This window comes from Cohnella hongkongensis (assembly GCF_042654645.1).
GTDB lineage: Bacteria > Bacillota > Bacilli > Paenibacillales > Paenibacillaceae > Cohnella > Cohnella hongkongensis.
Genome location: NZ_JBHSEP010000010.1, coordinates 190,236 through 204,231, shown reverse-complemented (window position 1 = coordinate 204,231; position 13,996 = coordinate 190,236). Strand labels below are relative to the sequence as shown.

General features: G+C 59.5%; 17 protein-coding genes. 14 read left to right on the top strand and 3 right to left on the bottom strand.

Translation table 11 applies throughout. The annotated features are described in order from the left end of the window. Positions 1 to 187 (bottom strand): transposase (locus ACFO3S_RS15370; protein ID WP_378097784.1); only part of this gene is annotated, 187 nt, incomplete at its 3' end. A gap of 563 nt (positions 188 to 750) precedes the next feature. On the opposite strand from ACFO3S_RS15370, the gene ACFO3S_RS15365 reads away from it, so the two are divergent. The 11 genes from ACFO3S_RS15365 to ACFO3S_RS15315 all read left to right on the top strand — a co-directional run bounded on the left by ACFO3S_RS15365 (position 751) and on the right by ACFO3S_RS15315 (position 8,263). After that, a complete protein-coding gene (locus ACFO3S_RS15365) occupies positions 751 to 978 on the top strand; it encodes a spore coat protein (protein WP_378097782.1) in 228 nt (75 codons plus the stop codon). Between the two features lie 21 nt (positions 979 to 999). Next, positions 1,000 to 1,362, top strand: coding sequence for a spore coat protein (locus tag ACFO3S_RS15360; RefSeq protein WP_378097779.1), 363 nt, complete (start codon positions 1,000 to 1,002; stop codon positions 1,360 to 1,362). Between the two features lie 135 nt (positions 1,363 to 1,497). Then, a complete protein-coding gene (locus tag ACFO3S_RS15355; RefSeq protein WP_378097776.1) occupies positions 1,498 to 1,989 on the top strand; it encodes an Lrp/AsnC family transcriptional regulator in 492 nt (163 codons plus the stop codon). A 32-nt stretch (positions 1,990 to 2,021) separates the two neighbouring features. Beyond that, entirely contained in the window at positions 2,022 to 3,251 is a 1,230-nt protein-coding gene (locus tag ACFO3S_RS15350; RefSeq protein ID WP_378097773.1) for an aminotransferase class I/II-fold pyridoxal phosphate-dependent enzyme, read from the top strand. A gap of 203 nt (positions 3,252 to 3,454) precedes the next feature. Then, positions 3,455 to 3,616, top strand: a complete 162-nt coding sequence (locus ACFO3S_RS15345) for an aspartyl-phosphate phosphatase Spo0E family protein (RefSeq protein WP_378097770.1) — start codon at positions 3,455 to 3,457, stop codon at positions 3,614 to 3,616. A 45-nt stretch (positions 3,617 to 3,661) separates the two neighbouring features. After that, a complete protein-coding gene (locus ACFO3S_RS15340; RefSeq protein ID WP_378097767.1) occupies positions 3,662 to 4,258 on the top strand; it encodes a bifunctional adenosylcobinamide kinase/adenosylcobinamide-phosphate guanylyltransferase in 597 nt (198 codons plus the stop codon). Then, a complete protein-coding gene (locus ACFO3S_RS15335) occupies positions 4,233 to 4,811 on the top strand; it encodes a cob(I)yrinic acid a,c-diamide adenosyltransferase (RefSeq protein WP_378097764.1) in 579 nt (192 codons plus the stop codon). Before ACFO3S_RS15340 ends, ACFO3S_RS15335 begins: the two co-directional genes overlap by 26 nt. A 4-nt stretch (positions 4,812 to 4,815) precedes the next feature. Next, positions 4,816 to 5,787, top strand: a complete 972-nt coding sequence (locus ACFO3S_RS15330; protein WP_378097761.1) for an RluA family pseudouridine synthase — start codon at positions 4,816 to 4,818, stop codon at positions 5,785 to 5,787. Positions 5,788 to 5,808: 21 nt separating this feature from the next. Further along, entirely contained in the window at positions 5,809 to 6,177 is a 369-nt protein-coding gene (locus tag ACFO3S_RS15325; RefSeq protein WP_378097758.1) for an arsenate reductase family protein, read from the top strand. Further along, positions 6,174 to 7,364: an aminotransferase class I/II-fold pyridoxal phosphate-dependent enzyme gene (locus ACFO3S_RS15320; RefSeq protein ID WP_378097755.1), complete on the top strand. Its 1,191-nt coding sequence runs from the start codon at positions 6,174 to 6,176 to the stop codon at positions 7,362 to 7,364. Before ACFO3S_RS15325 ends, ACFO3S_RS15320 begins: the two co-directional genes overlap by 4 nt. A gap of 8 nt (positions 7,365 to 7,372) precedes the next feature. Next, positions 7,373 to 8,263: a 5'-3' exonuclease gene (locus tag ACFO3S_RS15315; protein WP_378097798.1), complete on the top strand. Its 891-nt coding sequence runs from the start codon at positions 7,373 to 7,375 to the stop codon at positions 8,261 to 8,263. A 118-nt stretch (positions 8,264 to 8,381) separates the two neighbouring features. Here the strand turns inward: ACFO3S_RS15315 and ACFO3S_RS15310 are convergent, their stop codons facing one another. Continuing rightward, positions 8,382 to 9,257, bottom strand: coding sequence for a helix-turn-helix domain-containing protein (locus ACFO3S_RS15310; protein WP_378097752.1), 876 nt, complete (start codon positions 9,255 to 9,257; stop codon positions 8,382 to 8,384). A 155-nt stretch (positions 9,258 to 9,412) separates the two neighbouring features. Between ACFO3S_RS15310 and ACFO3S_RS15305 the strand changes: the two genes are divergently transcribed. From ACFO3S_RS15305 to ACFO3S_RS15295, 3 genes are read left to right on the top strand one after another with little or no spacing between them, the layout of a single operon-like run. Next, positions 9,413 to 10,705, top strand: a complete 1,293-nt coding sequence (locus tag ACFO3S_RS15305) for a Gfo/Idh/MocA family protein (RefSeq protein WP_378097748.1) — start codon at positions 9,413 to 9,415, stop codon at positions 10,703 to 10,705. 15 nt (positions 10,706 to 10,720) lie between these two features. Next, positions 10,721 to 12,127 (top strand): glucuronate isomerase, encoded by a 1,407-nt coding sequence (uxaC, locus tag ACFO3S_RS15300; protein ID WP_378097745.1) that lies wholly within the window; start codon positions 10,721 to 10,723, stop codon positions 12,125 to 12,127. Between the two features lie 57 nt (positions 12,128 to 12,184). Then, positions 12,185 to 13,570, top strand: coding sequence for a phosphodiester glycosidase family protein (locus tag ACFO3S_RS15295; RefSeq protein WP_378097742.1), 1,386 nt, complete (start codon positions 12,185 to 12,187; stop codon positions 13,568 to 13,570). A 113-nt stretch (positions 13,571 to 13,683) separates the two neighbouring features. Here ACFO3S_RS15295 and ACFO3S_RS15290 read toward each other — a convergent pair whose 3' ends face one another. Continuing rightward, positions 13,684 to 13,959 (bottom strand): hypothetical protein, encoded by a 276-nt coding sequence (locus ACFO3S_RS15290; RefSeq protein ID WP_378097739.1) that lies wholly within the window; start codon positions 13,957 to 13,959, stop codon positions 13,684 to 13,686. Between the last annotated feature and the right edge of the window lie 37 nt (positions 13,960 to 13,996).

Below are 13,996 nucleotides of genomic sequence, written 5' to 3'. Positions count from 1 at the left end.
TATTGGAAGTAATAGAGGTCTGGGTCTTGCAGTGGGCGCATTCGTAGACGTTGCGCGTCTTGATCAAGCAGTACTTGGACTCGCCGCACTTGGTACAAATAAAGCCGCGAGGCCACCGAACGGCAAATAAGTAATCCCGGCAAGCCTGCTCGTCCGGAAAAAGAGCCATAAACTTGCGTAACGACATCAATCCACCCACCGCCCCGACAAGAACATTTGTTCTGATTTAAGAATACCAAACATTTGTTCCTATTTCAAGTTATTTTGACGAAAAAATAGAAAATTTCTCGATTTTTTGGGGACCAAGAACGAGGATATGTCTCCACAAACGTCTCCCTGAGCGAATGGCAGATAGGGTACGGACCCGGGCTCGGGCTATGGCTCAGGTGACGAGAAAAAAGGGAGGTGCAAGTCGGCTAGGAGATGAGAATCTGCAGATAACTCAGGAGATGAGGAAAGGGGAAGTTGGACATCGGCCAGACGAAAGGGATCTGCAGATGACTCAGGGAACGAAAAAGAGCAAAGAGTAAAGAGTAAAGAGTAAAGAGTATAGAGGGCAGAGGGAATGGGACGGGTCTGCAGATGGCTCAGGTGGTGAGAAAAGGAGAAGTGGAAATCCGGCCAGACGAAAGGGAACTGCGGATAGCTCAGGAGGGGCACGCGCTGAAGTTGAGGCGCAGGTGCATATCCGGCGGGAAATAGAGGAAGAATATTGGCCGATGTGCCAAAGAACGACGGGAGGAATGAAAGGTGATACAGCCCATTACAGCCAAAGAGCTGGAATACATCGCGGATTCGATGTCCAACGAGGATTTGTTGATTAAACAGTGCGCGATCGGCGCGGCCACGATGACGAATCCGCAGCTGCGTCAGGCATGTTCCCATATGGTGGACGTGCACACGCAGCACTACAGCACCTTGTTGAACGCTTTGCAGCAGCACCAGTCGATCGCGCCGGCTCAGCCGCAACAAGCATAAAGCATAAAGGAGGTCAAAGGAATGGTCAATCATCCGGTTCTGCCAGACGAAGATATGGGCTATACGATTCTGTCCGATCTCAAACGGGTTACGCGCGAATATGCGACGGCGGCCACGGAGTCGGTATGCCCGGAAGTCCGGCAAATGTTCACTCAATTGTTGGACGATACGCTGAAGCTGCAAGGGGAACTGTATACGGTCATGCAGCAGAACAACATGTACAGCGCCTCTTCGCCGGCCATCAAGCCGGAGCTGGACAAGCAGTTGAAGAGCTATCAGCAGACGCAGCAGAAGACGACGCAATTCGTTCAGCAGACGCAGGCGGCGCAAGCCGGCAACGCGATGAATGCGCCGAACGGAGCTCAAGCGCCCGCATTCCAGTAAGCATCGATTACCTCGACGATTCCCCGTTCGGCAATCTTGTTGCCGGTGCGGGGATTTTTTAGACCTTCCTTGGATTTCACTATCCATGCAGCCTGTTTTTGATGTATCATGAAGAGTAATTCAGGAGGGATTAGGATGAACGAATTGAAGCTGAGCATCTTGGATTTGCTCAAGGAGGACGCCCGCTTGTCCGCCGCTACGATCGCGACGATGTTGGGGGCTTCGGAAGAGGAAGTGTCTGCGGCAATCGCGGAGATGGAGCAGGACCATGTCATTGTCAAGTATGCGACGGTCGTGAATTGGAGCAAAGTCGACGACGAGAAAGTCACGGCTCTGATCGAGGTGGAATGCACCCCGGAACGAGGGCGCGGATTCGAGAACATCGCAGAACGCATTTACTTATACCCTGAAGTGAAATCGGTCTACCTGATGTCGGGCGCTTTCGATCTGCTCGTCGAGATCGAGGGCAAGAACCTGAAGGAGGTCGCTTCGTTCGTCTCGAACAAACTGTCGACGATCGAATCGGTCATTTCCACGAAAACGTTCTTTATTCTCAAGAAATACAAGCAGGACGGCATTATTTTCGAAGAGTTCGAAGACGATCATCGTCTGCTCGTATCGCCATAAATCCGTAGTCCAATGTAAAGGAAGAATGCCGGATGATTAAAGATGAGGTAAAGCCGAAAGCCGCGCTGGCCGGTTCTTCGCGGAGCGGCGGAATGGAGCGCTATCTGGCTTCCCATGCCCGCGAGATTCCGCCGTCGGGAATTCGTCGTTTCTTCGACTTGGTCAGCGCCAGCAAAGACAAGGATATCATTACGCTAGGCGTAGGAGAGCCGGACTTCGTAACGCCTTGGCGGGTCAGGGATGCCGCCGTGTATTCCCTGGAGAAGGGCAAGACCCAATACTCTCCGAACGCGGGCATGCTGGAGCTGCGCGAAGCGATCGGACAGTACCTGCACCAGCAGTTTGAGCTGACCTACGATCCGGGCAAGGAAGTGATCGTTACGGTAGGAGGCAGCGAGGGCATCGATCTGGCGCTTCGGGCTCTGATCGAGCCCGGGGACGAGATTCTCGTGCCGGAGCCTTGCTATATTTCCTATTCGCCGATCACTTCGTTAAGCGGCGGGGTTGCGGTCGGGATCGAGACGTTCGCTGAGGACCAGTTCAAGCTGACTCCGGAAAGCTTGCGGGCGGCGATTACGCCGAAGTCGAAAATTCTCGTCCTCTGCTATCCGAGCAATCCGACCGGCGCGATTATGACGTACGAAGAGATGCTGCCGATCGCCAAGATCGTCGAAGAGCACGATCTGATTGTCATCTCCGACGAAATCTATGCGGAGCTGACGTTTAACGGCAAGCACACGAGCTTTGCCTCGCTGCCGGGCATGAAGGATCGAACGATTCTCGTCAGCGGCTTCTCCAAGGCGTTCGCGATGACGGGCTGGCGGATGGGATACGCGTGCGGCCATCCCGACCTGATCAGCGCCATGCTCAAGATTCATCAATATACGATTATGTGCGCCCCGACGATGGGGCAGGTGGCTGCGCTCGAAGCGCTGACCAAGGGCGGCCTGGAAGAAAAGGATCGGATGATGGAATCCTACAATCAGAGGCGCCGACTGGTCGTGCAGGGCTTCCGCGATATGGGACTGGAGTGCCACGAGCCTCAAGGCGCGTTCTATGCGTTCCCGTCTATCCGTTCTACCGGGCTGACGTCGGAGCAGTTCGCCGAAAGGCTGCTGCTGGAAGGCAAAGTCGCGGCGGTGCCTGGTCACGTGTTCGGCAAGGGCGGTGAAGGCTTCCTGCGCTGCTGCTACGCGACCTCCGTCGCTCAGCTGACCGAAGCGATGGAGAGGATACACCTGTTTCTTAGAAGTTTGGAATAAAAATGAATAATTGGCAAAAACCATATTCAAAATAGTCGTGTTTTGCTATAATTACCATGATTTTCGACCCGGCCGAGACTTGATTTTTCGACATGAGAAGGGGGAGTTACATGGCTGCGGCAAAACATAAATCGAAGAGGATATCTTCTTTACAAGCCGATGCACCCATCATTTCTCATAACTCGGGCCGAGCGGCAATCGAATTGGCCGAAGAAATCGACCGTCTGCGCCAGGTGATGACGGATACTTTCCTGCAGGAGCGTTCCTTGGTCGCCGATTCCGTAATGGAACTGAGCCGGCAATTGGATCGGAAGATTAACGAATATATGAAGGTCGTTATTTTGGGCAGGGAGCAGGCGCGGTGACGAACTCACCCGCCTCTTTTTTCTATCGGAAGAGGAGGGAGCAAGATGCTATGGTTCGTGATCGGCGGTGTCGGCAGCGGGAAATCGGCTTTCGCGGACGAGCTGGCGATCGCCGTTGGGCGCGAAGGCTTTCGGCTGTCTTGTCCTTCTTTTCCGAACGGCGAAGCCTCGAAGCTCTCACCGGCCGAAGAAGGGTTCTACCGGACGTCGTTGGAGGCGGACGAGACGCTGCCCACCAAAATCCATGCGATCAATATGGAGTCGAACTTCTTCCGCGCCGAACGGAGAGTCGTCGTCATCGACAGCTTGGCAGGCTGGCTCAGAGCGTCGTTCGCACGGTTGGAGAAGCGGGGAACCGAAGCCGATCCCGCCGGAAAGGAAGCGGCCATGTGGGGGGCGGCGATCGATGCGATTCTGGCGTTCGAGGGCAAAATCGTCGTCGTGTCCGAGGAGCCGGCGGCCGGGCTTAGCCCGTCTGCGCGGGAAATAGAGTACGCCCGGCGATTGGCCGAGGCGAACCGCGTTTTGTTGCGGGCCAGCCATGCCGTCTATCGCTTGACGGCCGGGATGGCTGTGGAATTGAAGGGATACCGACTGAAAGGGAGGAACGACCGCCATGAAAATATACACTCGGACCGGTGACGGCGGGAAAACATCGGTCATCGGCGCTCGGGTCGGCAAGGACGACGCCAGGGTGGAGGCCTACGGCACGATCGACGAGCTGAACGCTTTCGTCGGACAGGCGGCGGCATTCGTCTCCCGTCTGCCGGCGGACGAGTGGGACGATCTGAAGGAGCAGTTGACGATGATCCAGCATGAGCTGTTCGATTGCGGCTCCGATCTGAGCTACGCTTCGCCCGATTCGGCGAAGATGAAGGTCGCTCCGCCGATGACGGAGCGGCTGGAACGGTGGATCGACGAGCTGGAGGCGGCCAATCCGCCGCTTGAGAAGTTCATTCTGCCGGGGGGAAGCGAGCCGGCCGCGCTGCTTCATCTCTGCCGAACGGTCTGCCGCCGCGCGGAGCGGAGAGTCGTGACGTTGTCCGACGAACAGCCTTGTCCGGACGAAGTGCGCAAATATTTGAACCGTCTGTCCGACTACTTCTTCGCGGCGGCAAGAGCTGCCAACGTTCGGTTAAACGTGCCGGACGTGGAGTACGAGCGGGGCGCTGCGGTATTTCGCCGGAGGAAGTAGCGCGATGGAAGAATCCAACAAGCAGGCCGAATATTACGCGCCGATCGAGTTCGTCGCGGAGTCGGCCGACGAGGGCCGAACGTTAAGGGATGTGCTGCGCAAGCGGATCGGCATCTCGCGCAGACTGATGGTGCGCCTGAAGACGTCGGAGGAAGGGCTGTCCGTCAACGGCCATAAAGTATGGCCCAACCACAAAATCGCCGAAGGAGACCGGATCTCGATCCGTATGGAGGCGGAAAGCTCGGAGACGATTCTTCCGCAGCCGATGAAGCTTGACATCGTCTTCGAGGATGAGCATCTGCTCGTGCTGAACAAGCCTGCGGGTCTGATCGTCCATCCGACGACGGGGCATTACTTGAATACGCTCGCCAATGGCGTCATGCACTACTGGCAGGAGAAGGGCGAACGGGTCAGGTTCCGGCCGGTTCACCGGCTGGACGAGCTGACGTCCGGTCTCGTCGTCGTCGCCAAGCATTCGCTCGCTCAGCAGCAGCTGGCCGCGCAGATGACGGAAGGAAGCGTCGTTAAAGAGTATCGCGCGTACGTCTACGGCCGTCCGCCGGAGCCGGAGGGGCGAATCGACGCGCCGATCGGAAGGCAGACGGAGGATCCGCATCGCCGCGTCGTGCGCGAGGACGGAGCTCCTTCTCTGACCTTTTATCGAGTGGCCGAATGTTACGGGAACCAGGCCAGCGCCGTCGACGTACGGCTGGGAACGGGAAGAACGCATCAAATCCGCGTCCATATGACGCATATCGGCTGTCCGATCATCGGAGACGGGTATTACTCTGAAGAGCGCTGGACCGAGTCGGAGCTGGGGAGCCGGGTGGCCGGCATTATCGGGAGGCAGTCGCTTCACGCCTGCAGATTGGGCTTTCGCCATCCGGTGACGGGAGAAGAGATGCGGCTGGAAGCGGCTTTGCCGGAAGATATGAAGCTGCTGGAGCGGGAGCTCGGCAAGCTGACGACACGATGAAATCCGAAGGAGTTGGCGCAGGTGGCCAAAGCGTTAAAAGTCTACCATCTGCCGACTTGCAGCACATGCAAGGCGGCGATTAAAGCATTAAAGCAGCACGGCTGGGAGCTGGAGCTGCACGATATTCGCGAAAGTCCGCCGTCGGCCGAGGAACTGGGCAAGCTCATCGCATCGAGCGGTTTGCCGATCGGCAAATGGTTTAACACCTCCGGCGAAGCTTACCGGGAGATGGGGCTGAAGGATCGGCTGCCTGCGATGAACGAGGAAGAGAAAGTCCGTCTGCTCGCATCGAACGGCATGCTGATTAAACGGCCCGTCGTCTCGAACGGCCGCAAAACGACGATCGGATTTAAAGAGCAGACGTTCGGCCCGGAGTGGTACGGCGCATGAAAGAGCTGAAAGTGCGCGCCAGGAAGCTGGACAGGCTCGGATCGGCAATCTTCTCCGAGGTGGCCGGCTGGAAGCGGGAAGCGCAGGAGCAAGGGCTGCGCGTCATCTCGCTCGATATCGGCAGTCCGGATCGGCCTCCGGACGAGAAGCTTCGCGAAGTTCTTGCGTCGTCCAGCTTGCGGTCCGACGCTTACCGCTATCCGGGAACGGAGGGGACTGCGGCGTTCCGGGAAACGGTGGCCAAGTGGTTCGGCCACCGGTTCGGCGTCGAGCTTGACTGGCGGAACGAGATTCTCTCGCTGATGGGCACGCAGGACGGGCTTGCCCATCTGCCGCTGGCCGTCGCCGATCCCGGAGACGCCGCGCTGCTGCCGGATCCGGGCTATCCGGTATACGGCGCCGGGCTGGCCGTGGCCGGCGTCGAGCCGGTGCCGCTTCCTCTGCTGGAGGAGAACGGTTACTTGCCCGACTTCGAGGCGGTGCCTCAGACGGTCTGGGATAAAGTCAAGTTCATGATTCTAAACTATCCGAGCAACCCGCTCTCGGCGACGGCCGATTTGGCCTTTTTCGAGCGGGCCGTGCATACGGCGCGCAAGCAGGGCGTGCTGCTCGTTCACGATAACGCCTACAGCGAGATGGCGTTCGACGGCTTCCGCCCGCCCAGCGTGCTGGAAATACCCGGGGCGCTCGATGTCGCCGTCGAATTCCATTCGTTGTCCAAGTCGTTTCACCTGGCGGGGACAAGGCTCGGCTTTGCGGTCGGCAATCGCGAGGCGATCGCCAGCTTGCGGGATTTGAAAAGCAACATCGATTTCGGCGTATTCCTGGGCGCGCAGGAGGCCGGAATCGCCGCACTGGAGACGGACATTCGCGCTCCCAAGCCGATCTCGGGCCTGTACGAACGCCGCCGGGACGTCTTCGTCCGGGCGCTTCGCGAGCAGGGCTGGAACGTATCGTCTCCGCAAGCGACGATGTTTCTGTGGGCGCGGGTGCCTGAAGGGTGGGCTTCGCGAAGCTTCTCGCAAGCGCTGCTCGCGGCCACCGGCGTGGCGTCGATCCCGGGGCGCGCGTTCGGAGAACAGGGAGAAGGATTTGTCAGGCTGGCTTTGGTCGAGGAGGAGGACGTTCTCGAGGAGGCGGCGAAGCGGATCGGCGAATTCGTTCGTACGACGGAGCCGCGGAAATGAAAGGGGAAATGGACATGTCCGAACCGAAGGTGATGCTTGTCGACGGAATGGCTCTGCTGTTTAGAGGCTATTATGCCAACTCGTACGGGGGGTACATTCGCAAGACGAAGGCGGGGCTTCCGACGAACGCGGTGTTCGGCTTCGTGAAATATTTGCTGGACGCCTGCCGCACGTTCGCTCCGTCGCATATCGTCTGCTGCTGGGATATGGGCAGCAAGACGTTCCGCACGGACAAGTTCGAGGCGTACAAGGGCAACCGGCCGGAAGCGCCGGCCGAGCTCATCCCGCAGTTCGATCTCGTGAAGGATGTCGTCGGCGGCCTTGGCATTCCGAACGTCGGCGTCGTCGGCTACGAAGCGGACGACTGCATCGGCACGCTGTCCAAGCAGCTGAGCCGCCAGATGGACGTCTACGTGCTGACCGGCGATCACGATATGCTTCAACTCGTCGACGACCGGGTGAAGGTCGTCATCATGAAAAAAGGCCCGTCCAATTACGCCGTCTACGATCCGGACAAGCTGCGGGAGGAAAAGCAGCTGTCGCCGAAGCAGTTCATCGATCTGAAAGGGCTAATCGGGGACGCTTCGGACAACTATCCCGGCGTTAAAGGCATCGGGGAGAAAACGGCCACGAAGCTGCTCGTCGAGTACGGCTCCATTGACGGCATTCTGGAGCATCTGCATCTGCTGCCGAAGGGCGTCAGAGCGAAAATCGAGGCCGACGTCGAGATGCTTCATCTGTGCCGCGAGCTGGCGACGATCCACTGCGAGGCGCCCGTCGCCTGCTCAACCGACGAGTGCCGCTGGGAGCCCGACCGGGCAAAGATTGCGGCGCTGTTCGAGGAGCTCGAATTTAACAGTCTTGTCAAGGAAGTCAGCCGGGTCATTACCGCATCCTGACCGAAAGCGGCAGGCAATCCGGGACGCTGCGCTCGCGATTGCGGGGGCGCGGAAGATCCGCAATCAAATCCGGCGTTAAACTGCGATATGCCGATAAAGCGGCGAACGGCTTTCTATGCTACTGTGGAGAGGCGGCGCCGTGTGCTTTGCGATAGTCCCGGGCGGAGGCCCGGGTTATTTTTTTGAACGTTTTGCCGAAGTGGGAGAAGTTGTCAAAGCCGGTGCGGGCCGCGATCTCCGTAATCGGCAGGCGGCTTTCGCGGAGGAGCCGCTGCGCTTCCTTGACTCGCGTCAGGTTCAAATAGTCGATAATCGTAAAGCCGGTCGCCGCCTTGAACGAACGGCTCATATGGTAAGGACTGACGTAGAACCGCTCGGCCAGCTCCCCGATTTTGATCGGTTCTCTGTAATTCGCGTTCAGGTATCGCGCGATTTCGAACATTTTGCGATGCGTCGGAGAGGCGAGAGAGGGTTCGGGCGCCTGCGCGTCGCCGACGGCGCGGGCGGAGAGCAGCAGCAGCTCCGCAATCGCCGTCCGGAGCGCCAGCTCGCGGCCGGGCTGGCGGTCATGGAGCTCCTCCAGCAGCCGGCCCGTTAACGCGTCGAGGCGCAGGCGTCCTTCGCCGCGCAGCCGGACGATCGGGGCTTCCGAGCCGAAGGGGCCAAGGAGAAGCTCCGCATGCTCTCCGAACGCGTTCCGCACGAAGCGATCGTCGAAATGAACGACAATCCGCTCGTGCCCAGGATCGCCGGCGAGCAGCGTCCGGTGAAGCACATGGGGAGCGATGAAGACGAGATCGCCCGCTTCCACGGCGTAGGTCGACTCTCGGACGAAATAGTCGCGCGTGCCGGACAGCAGGCAGTACAGCTCGTAGAACGGATGGAAATGGTGCACGTCCATCGTAAAAGGCCGGGTACGGCGAACGTACTCGACGTAGAAGGAATCCGCCGGACTTCCGCTCTCGAGTCGATCCGGCAGGGATAGCGGCCTCAACGGCTACGCCTCCTTTTTTGCAGTAGATGATTTATGTATTATAGCAGAATATGCGGGTTAATTGCGATTTTAAGCAGGAAAGAAAGAGAAAGTGTCTCTCGTTTGCGGTATGTTACCTTTATCGGAAGGACACTACGACGATAAGGGTGAGGGCAATGAGCGGTAAAAAGAAGTACGTGCTGGTCGGCTCCGGAGGACGGGCGGAATTTTTCTATTCGGCGATCGCGACGTCGTTCCGGGAGACGTCGGAGCTGCTGGCTTTCTGCGATACGAACCAGACTCGGATGGATTATGCCAACCGGCAGCTTGCCGAGCGTTACGGGTACCATCGGGTCGCGACCTACAAGGCGGAGCAATTCGACGAGATGATCGCCAGGGAGCGTCCCGACTCGGTCATTGTGACGAGCGTGGATCGCACCCACCATACGTACATCATTCGCGCCATGGAGCTTGGCTGCGACGTCGTGACGGAGAAGCCGATGACGGTGGACGAGAGGAAGTGCCAGGACATACTGGACGCGGTCGAACGAACCGGGCGGAACGTGCGGGTGACGTTCAACTACCGCTACGCCCCGCACCATACGAAAGCCCGAGAGCTGATCGAGGACGGCGCGATCGGACAAGTGACTTCCGTTCATTTCGAATGGCTGCTGAATACGCAGCACGGGGCGGACTATTTCCGCAGATGGCACCGGGACAAAAGAAACAGCGGAGGGCTGCTCGTTCACAAGTCCACGCACCATTTCGATCTCGTCAACTTCTGGATCGGGTCGGAGCCGGACACGGTGTTCGCGTTCGGGGATTTGCTGTTCTACGGCAAGGAGAATGCGGAGCGGCGCGGGATCACCAAGTTCTACGACCGCGCCACGGGACATCCGAACGCCAAGGGCGATCCGTTCGCCCTGGCGCTCGACGAGAACGACAACTTGAAGGCGCTCTATTTGGAAGCCGAGCACGAAGACGGCTACCGGCGCGACCAGAGCGTATTCGGCGACGGCATCAGCATCGAGGATACGATGGGCGTGCTGGTCCGGTACAAGAACAATGCGATTCTGACGTATTCGCTTAACGCCTATCTCCCTTGGGAAGGGTATCGCATCGCGTTTAACGGAACGAAGGGCCGAATCGAGATGACGGTCGTCGAGCAATCGTACGTCAACTCGGGCGGCGAGAAATCCGCGGAAGGCGCGCTTAAGGAAAGATCCATCACCGTGTTTCCGATGTTCTCCGCCCCTTACGAAGTCGAGGTCGAAGAGGGCGAAGGCGGACACGGAGGCGGCGATCCGGTGCTGCTGAACGACATCTTCGGCGTTCCGGCGGAGGATCGGTTTAAGCGGGCGGCGAATCATATCGACGGAGCGAAAAGCATTTTGACGGGAATCGCGGCGAACCGTTCGATCCGGACGGGGCAGGCGGTTCGCGTCGACGAACTGGTTCAATTTCGATGAAGGAGCGGGTGACGAGTGAAGGCGTTCATGGATGAGCATTTTTTGCTTCAGAGCGAAGCGGCTAGACGGCTGTACCACGACTTTGCGGCCGATCAGCCGATTATCGATTATCATTGCCATCTGAATCCTCAGGAAATCTACGAGGACAAGCGATTCGGCAACCTGGCCGAAATCTGGCTGTACGGGGATCACTACAAGTGGAGGGCGATGAGGGCGAACGGAGTCGAGGAGGCGCTGGTGACAGGCGGTCCTGGAGTGGACGACTACGACCGGTTTCTCGCTTGGGCGAAGACGGTTCCCGCGACGATCGGCAATCCGCTGTACCACTGGTCGCACCTGGAGCTGAGACGGTATTTCGGCATCGAGGAGCCGATCAACGAGCAGAACGCGCCGGCCATCTGGGAGAAGGCGAACGCGGTGCTGCGCTCCGAATCGTTCTCCGTCAGACAGCTGATCCGCCGGCAGCGGGTGCGCGTCATCTGCACGACCGACGACCCGACCGACTCGCTGGAGTATCACGAAGGAATGCGCGGGCTGGCCGACTTTGACAGCCTGGTGCTTCCGTCGTTCCGTCCGGACAAAGGGCTGGAAATCCGGCGCGACACGTTCGCGCCCTGGGTGCGCAAGCTCGGGGAGGCGGCGGGGGCGAAGATCGAGACTTACGAGCAGTTTCTCGCGGCGTTGGACAGCCGGATCGCTTTCTTCGCGAAGATCGGCTGCAAAGTGTCGGATCATGCGCTTGACCGCGTCCTGTACGCCGAGACGAATCTCGGGGAAGTGTCCGACATCTTCGCGAGAGCGCTGAGCGGCGGGGCTCTGACGCTGGAGGAGGAAAGCAAGTACAAGACGTATACGCTGCTGCACCTGGGCGAGCAATACAGCAAGCTCGGCTGGGCGATGCAGCTCCACATCCACGCCTCCCGGAACAACAACAGCCGCGCTTTCGCGCGAATGGGCCCGGACACGGGCTTCGATTCCATCCACGACGGAGAGCTGGCGTATCCGCTGACGAAGCTGCTGGACGGCATCGACGCCAAAGCGGGGCTTCCGAAGACGATTCTGTATTCGCTTAATCCGAAGGACTATTACGTGCTCGGCACGGTGATGGGCAGCTTCCAAGGCGGCGGCGTTCCGGGAAAAATCCAGCTCGGCTCGGCCTGGTGGTTCAACGATACGAAGGACGGGATGCTGGAGCAGATGAAGGCGCTGGCCAATCTCGGCCTGCTGTCCCGCTTCGTCGGCATGCTGACCGATTCCCGCAGCTTCCTGAGCTATCCGCGCCACGAGTATTTCCGCAGAATTTTGTGCGATCTGCTCGGCCAGTGGGTTGAGCGCGGCGAGGTTCCGCACGACATCGATTGGCTCGGCGGTCTGGTGGAGGATATTTGTTACCGCAACGCCAAAACTTATTTCGGCTTCTAAACATTAGACCTTCTTCATCCGAAAATAACGTTATTCGGATTGGAGGGGTCTTTTTTCGTGAGAAATCAGAAGTTTCGTCTGGCAGCTCGCACATTGGGCGCGGCAGCGCTCGGATTCGTCCTTGCGGGGGCGGATTCGGGAGCCGGGGGCGGGGCGTCACCGGCCGGGGAAGCGCAGCAGACGCCAAGCGTCGAAGCGCGGCAGACGGACGACGGGGCGCTCGTCTGTCCCGGGGAGACGGTAAGGCTGCCGTTAAACGCCAAAGCCAGCCTGGACGCGTACTTTCAATACGAGCCGTTCCTGTACTACGAGCTGGCCAATCCCAAGCTGGCCCGCGTGACGTCGCAGGGCGTCGTCGTGCCGCTGGCCAAAGGGTCGACGCAGGTGGAGGTTACGGCGTCCGGGCCCGATCGTCCGGCGGCCGTCTGCAGCTTCCGGCTGCAGGTCGTGGATCCGGTCAAGTTCAAGCCGGCCTTCGCGCCGAAGACGGAGTCGCGACAGACGAAGGTGAACGGCAGACAGGTGTACGTGAATACGATCGTGCTGCCGAAGGGGATGCCTGCCGGCCTCGGGCTCGGCAAAGACGCGCTGGGCAGCGCGGAAGCGATGAAGGCGATCGTGACGAGAAATCAGGCGAGCTACGCGATTAACGGAACTTATTTCGCCGCGTACAACGGCGAAGTGCCGATGCCGTACGGGACGCTGGTCAAGGACGGCGAGCTGCTCTTCAATACCGGCAGCGCGGGCACGATGATCGCTTTCTCGGCAGACGGAACGGCGCGGCTGGAGGAAGCGGCGCCGAGCATCGACGGAGGCCTGGACGGACTGTACGACGTCGAGCGCCGCTGGAAGGCGAGCTACGTCAACCGCAGAAGCGGCAGCGGCACGACGATCTATACGCCAGAGTACGGGACGCGAATCGGCACCGACAAAGGGGTGATGATCGTCGTCAGCGCCGGCAAGGTAGCGAAGGTGACGAAGAACGAGAACGTCAAAATTCCGCGCGACGGCTTCGTCATCGTGAATCAGAGAGAGAGTCTGTCGGCGCTGAATAACACGTTCAAGATCGGCCGGAAGGCTCATTACCGCGTGACGTATTCGAATTCGGAGGGCCGGCTGTCCGGCTGGAACGACGTCGTCACGGCGGTGCACGCCTGGCCGAAGCTGATCGAAGGCGGCAAGGTGGTCGAGAAGGACGGCTCCGACGCGAAGCGCGCCGCCCGCAGCGCCATCGGGTTGACGAAGGACGGCAAAGTAGTCATGGCGACGACGGGCTCGGCGACGCACGGGGAGGTCGCCCAGCTGCTGCGGGCCAAGGGGGCGGTCGAAGCGATGGGCCTGGACGGAGGCGCGTCCGCGGGCCTTTATTCCCAGGGCGTCCAGCTGTTCACGCCGGGGCGCAGCCTGAGCAACGTGCTTCTGTTTGGCCCGAATTTGCGCTAACGGCGGTTATGGCGATAGATAGGGGCGAATCGCCCGCATGGAGAGGAGCTTCCCCTGAAGCAGCCGAGGCCCGAAATCCGGCGAATTCGCCGCAACCTCGGGCCTCGGTCCTGCTAGGTGATGTCCTCTTCTGCGTTCCGGCCCGGAATGTTGTCTTCGTCCGGGTAGGCGCGCTCCAGACCCGCGTGCAGCTCGCGGTTCTCGTAGGCGTACGTGTTGGGCGGGCGCTGATCGTCGCGCCACGGCGTGCTCTTGCCGATCGCGCGCATCGGAGCGGGCGAGCCGTAAGGGCCTTCCGGAAACTCCTCGGCGGTCAAGTCGTTGCGCTGCGATTCCACCGTCGCCAGATCGGTCGTCGGCCTTTTGTTCTCGGGTAAGAACGGGGGCATGGCGGATCCTCCTTGTCATCGGATTTCCCGTTAGGTT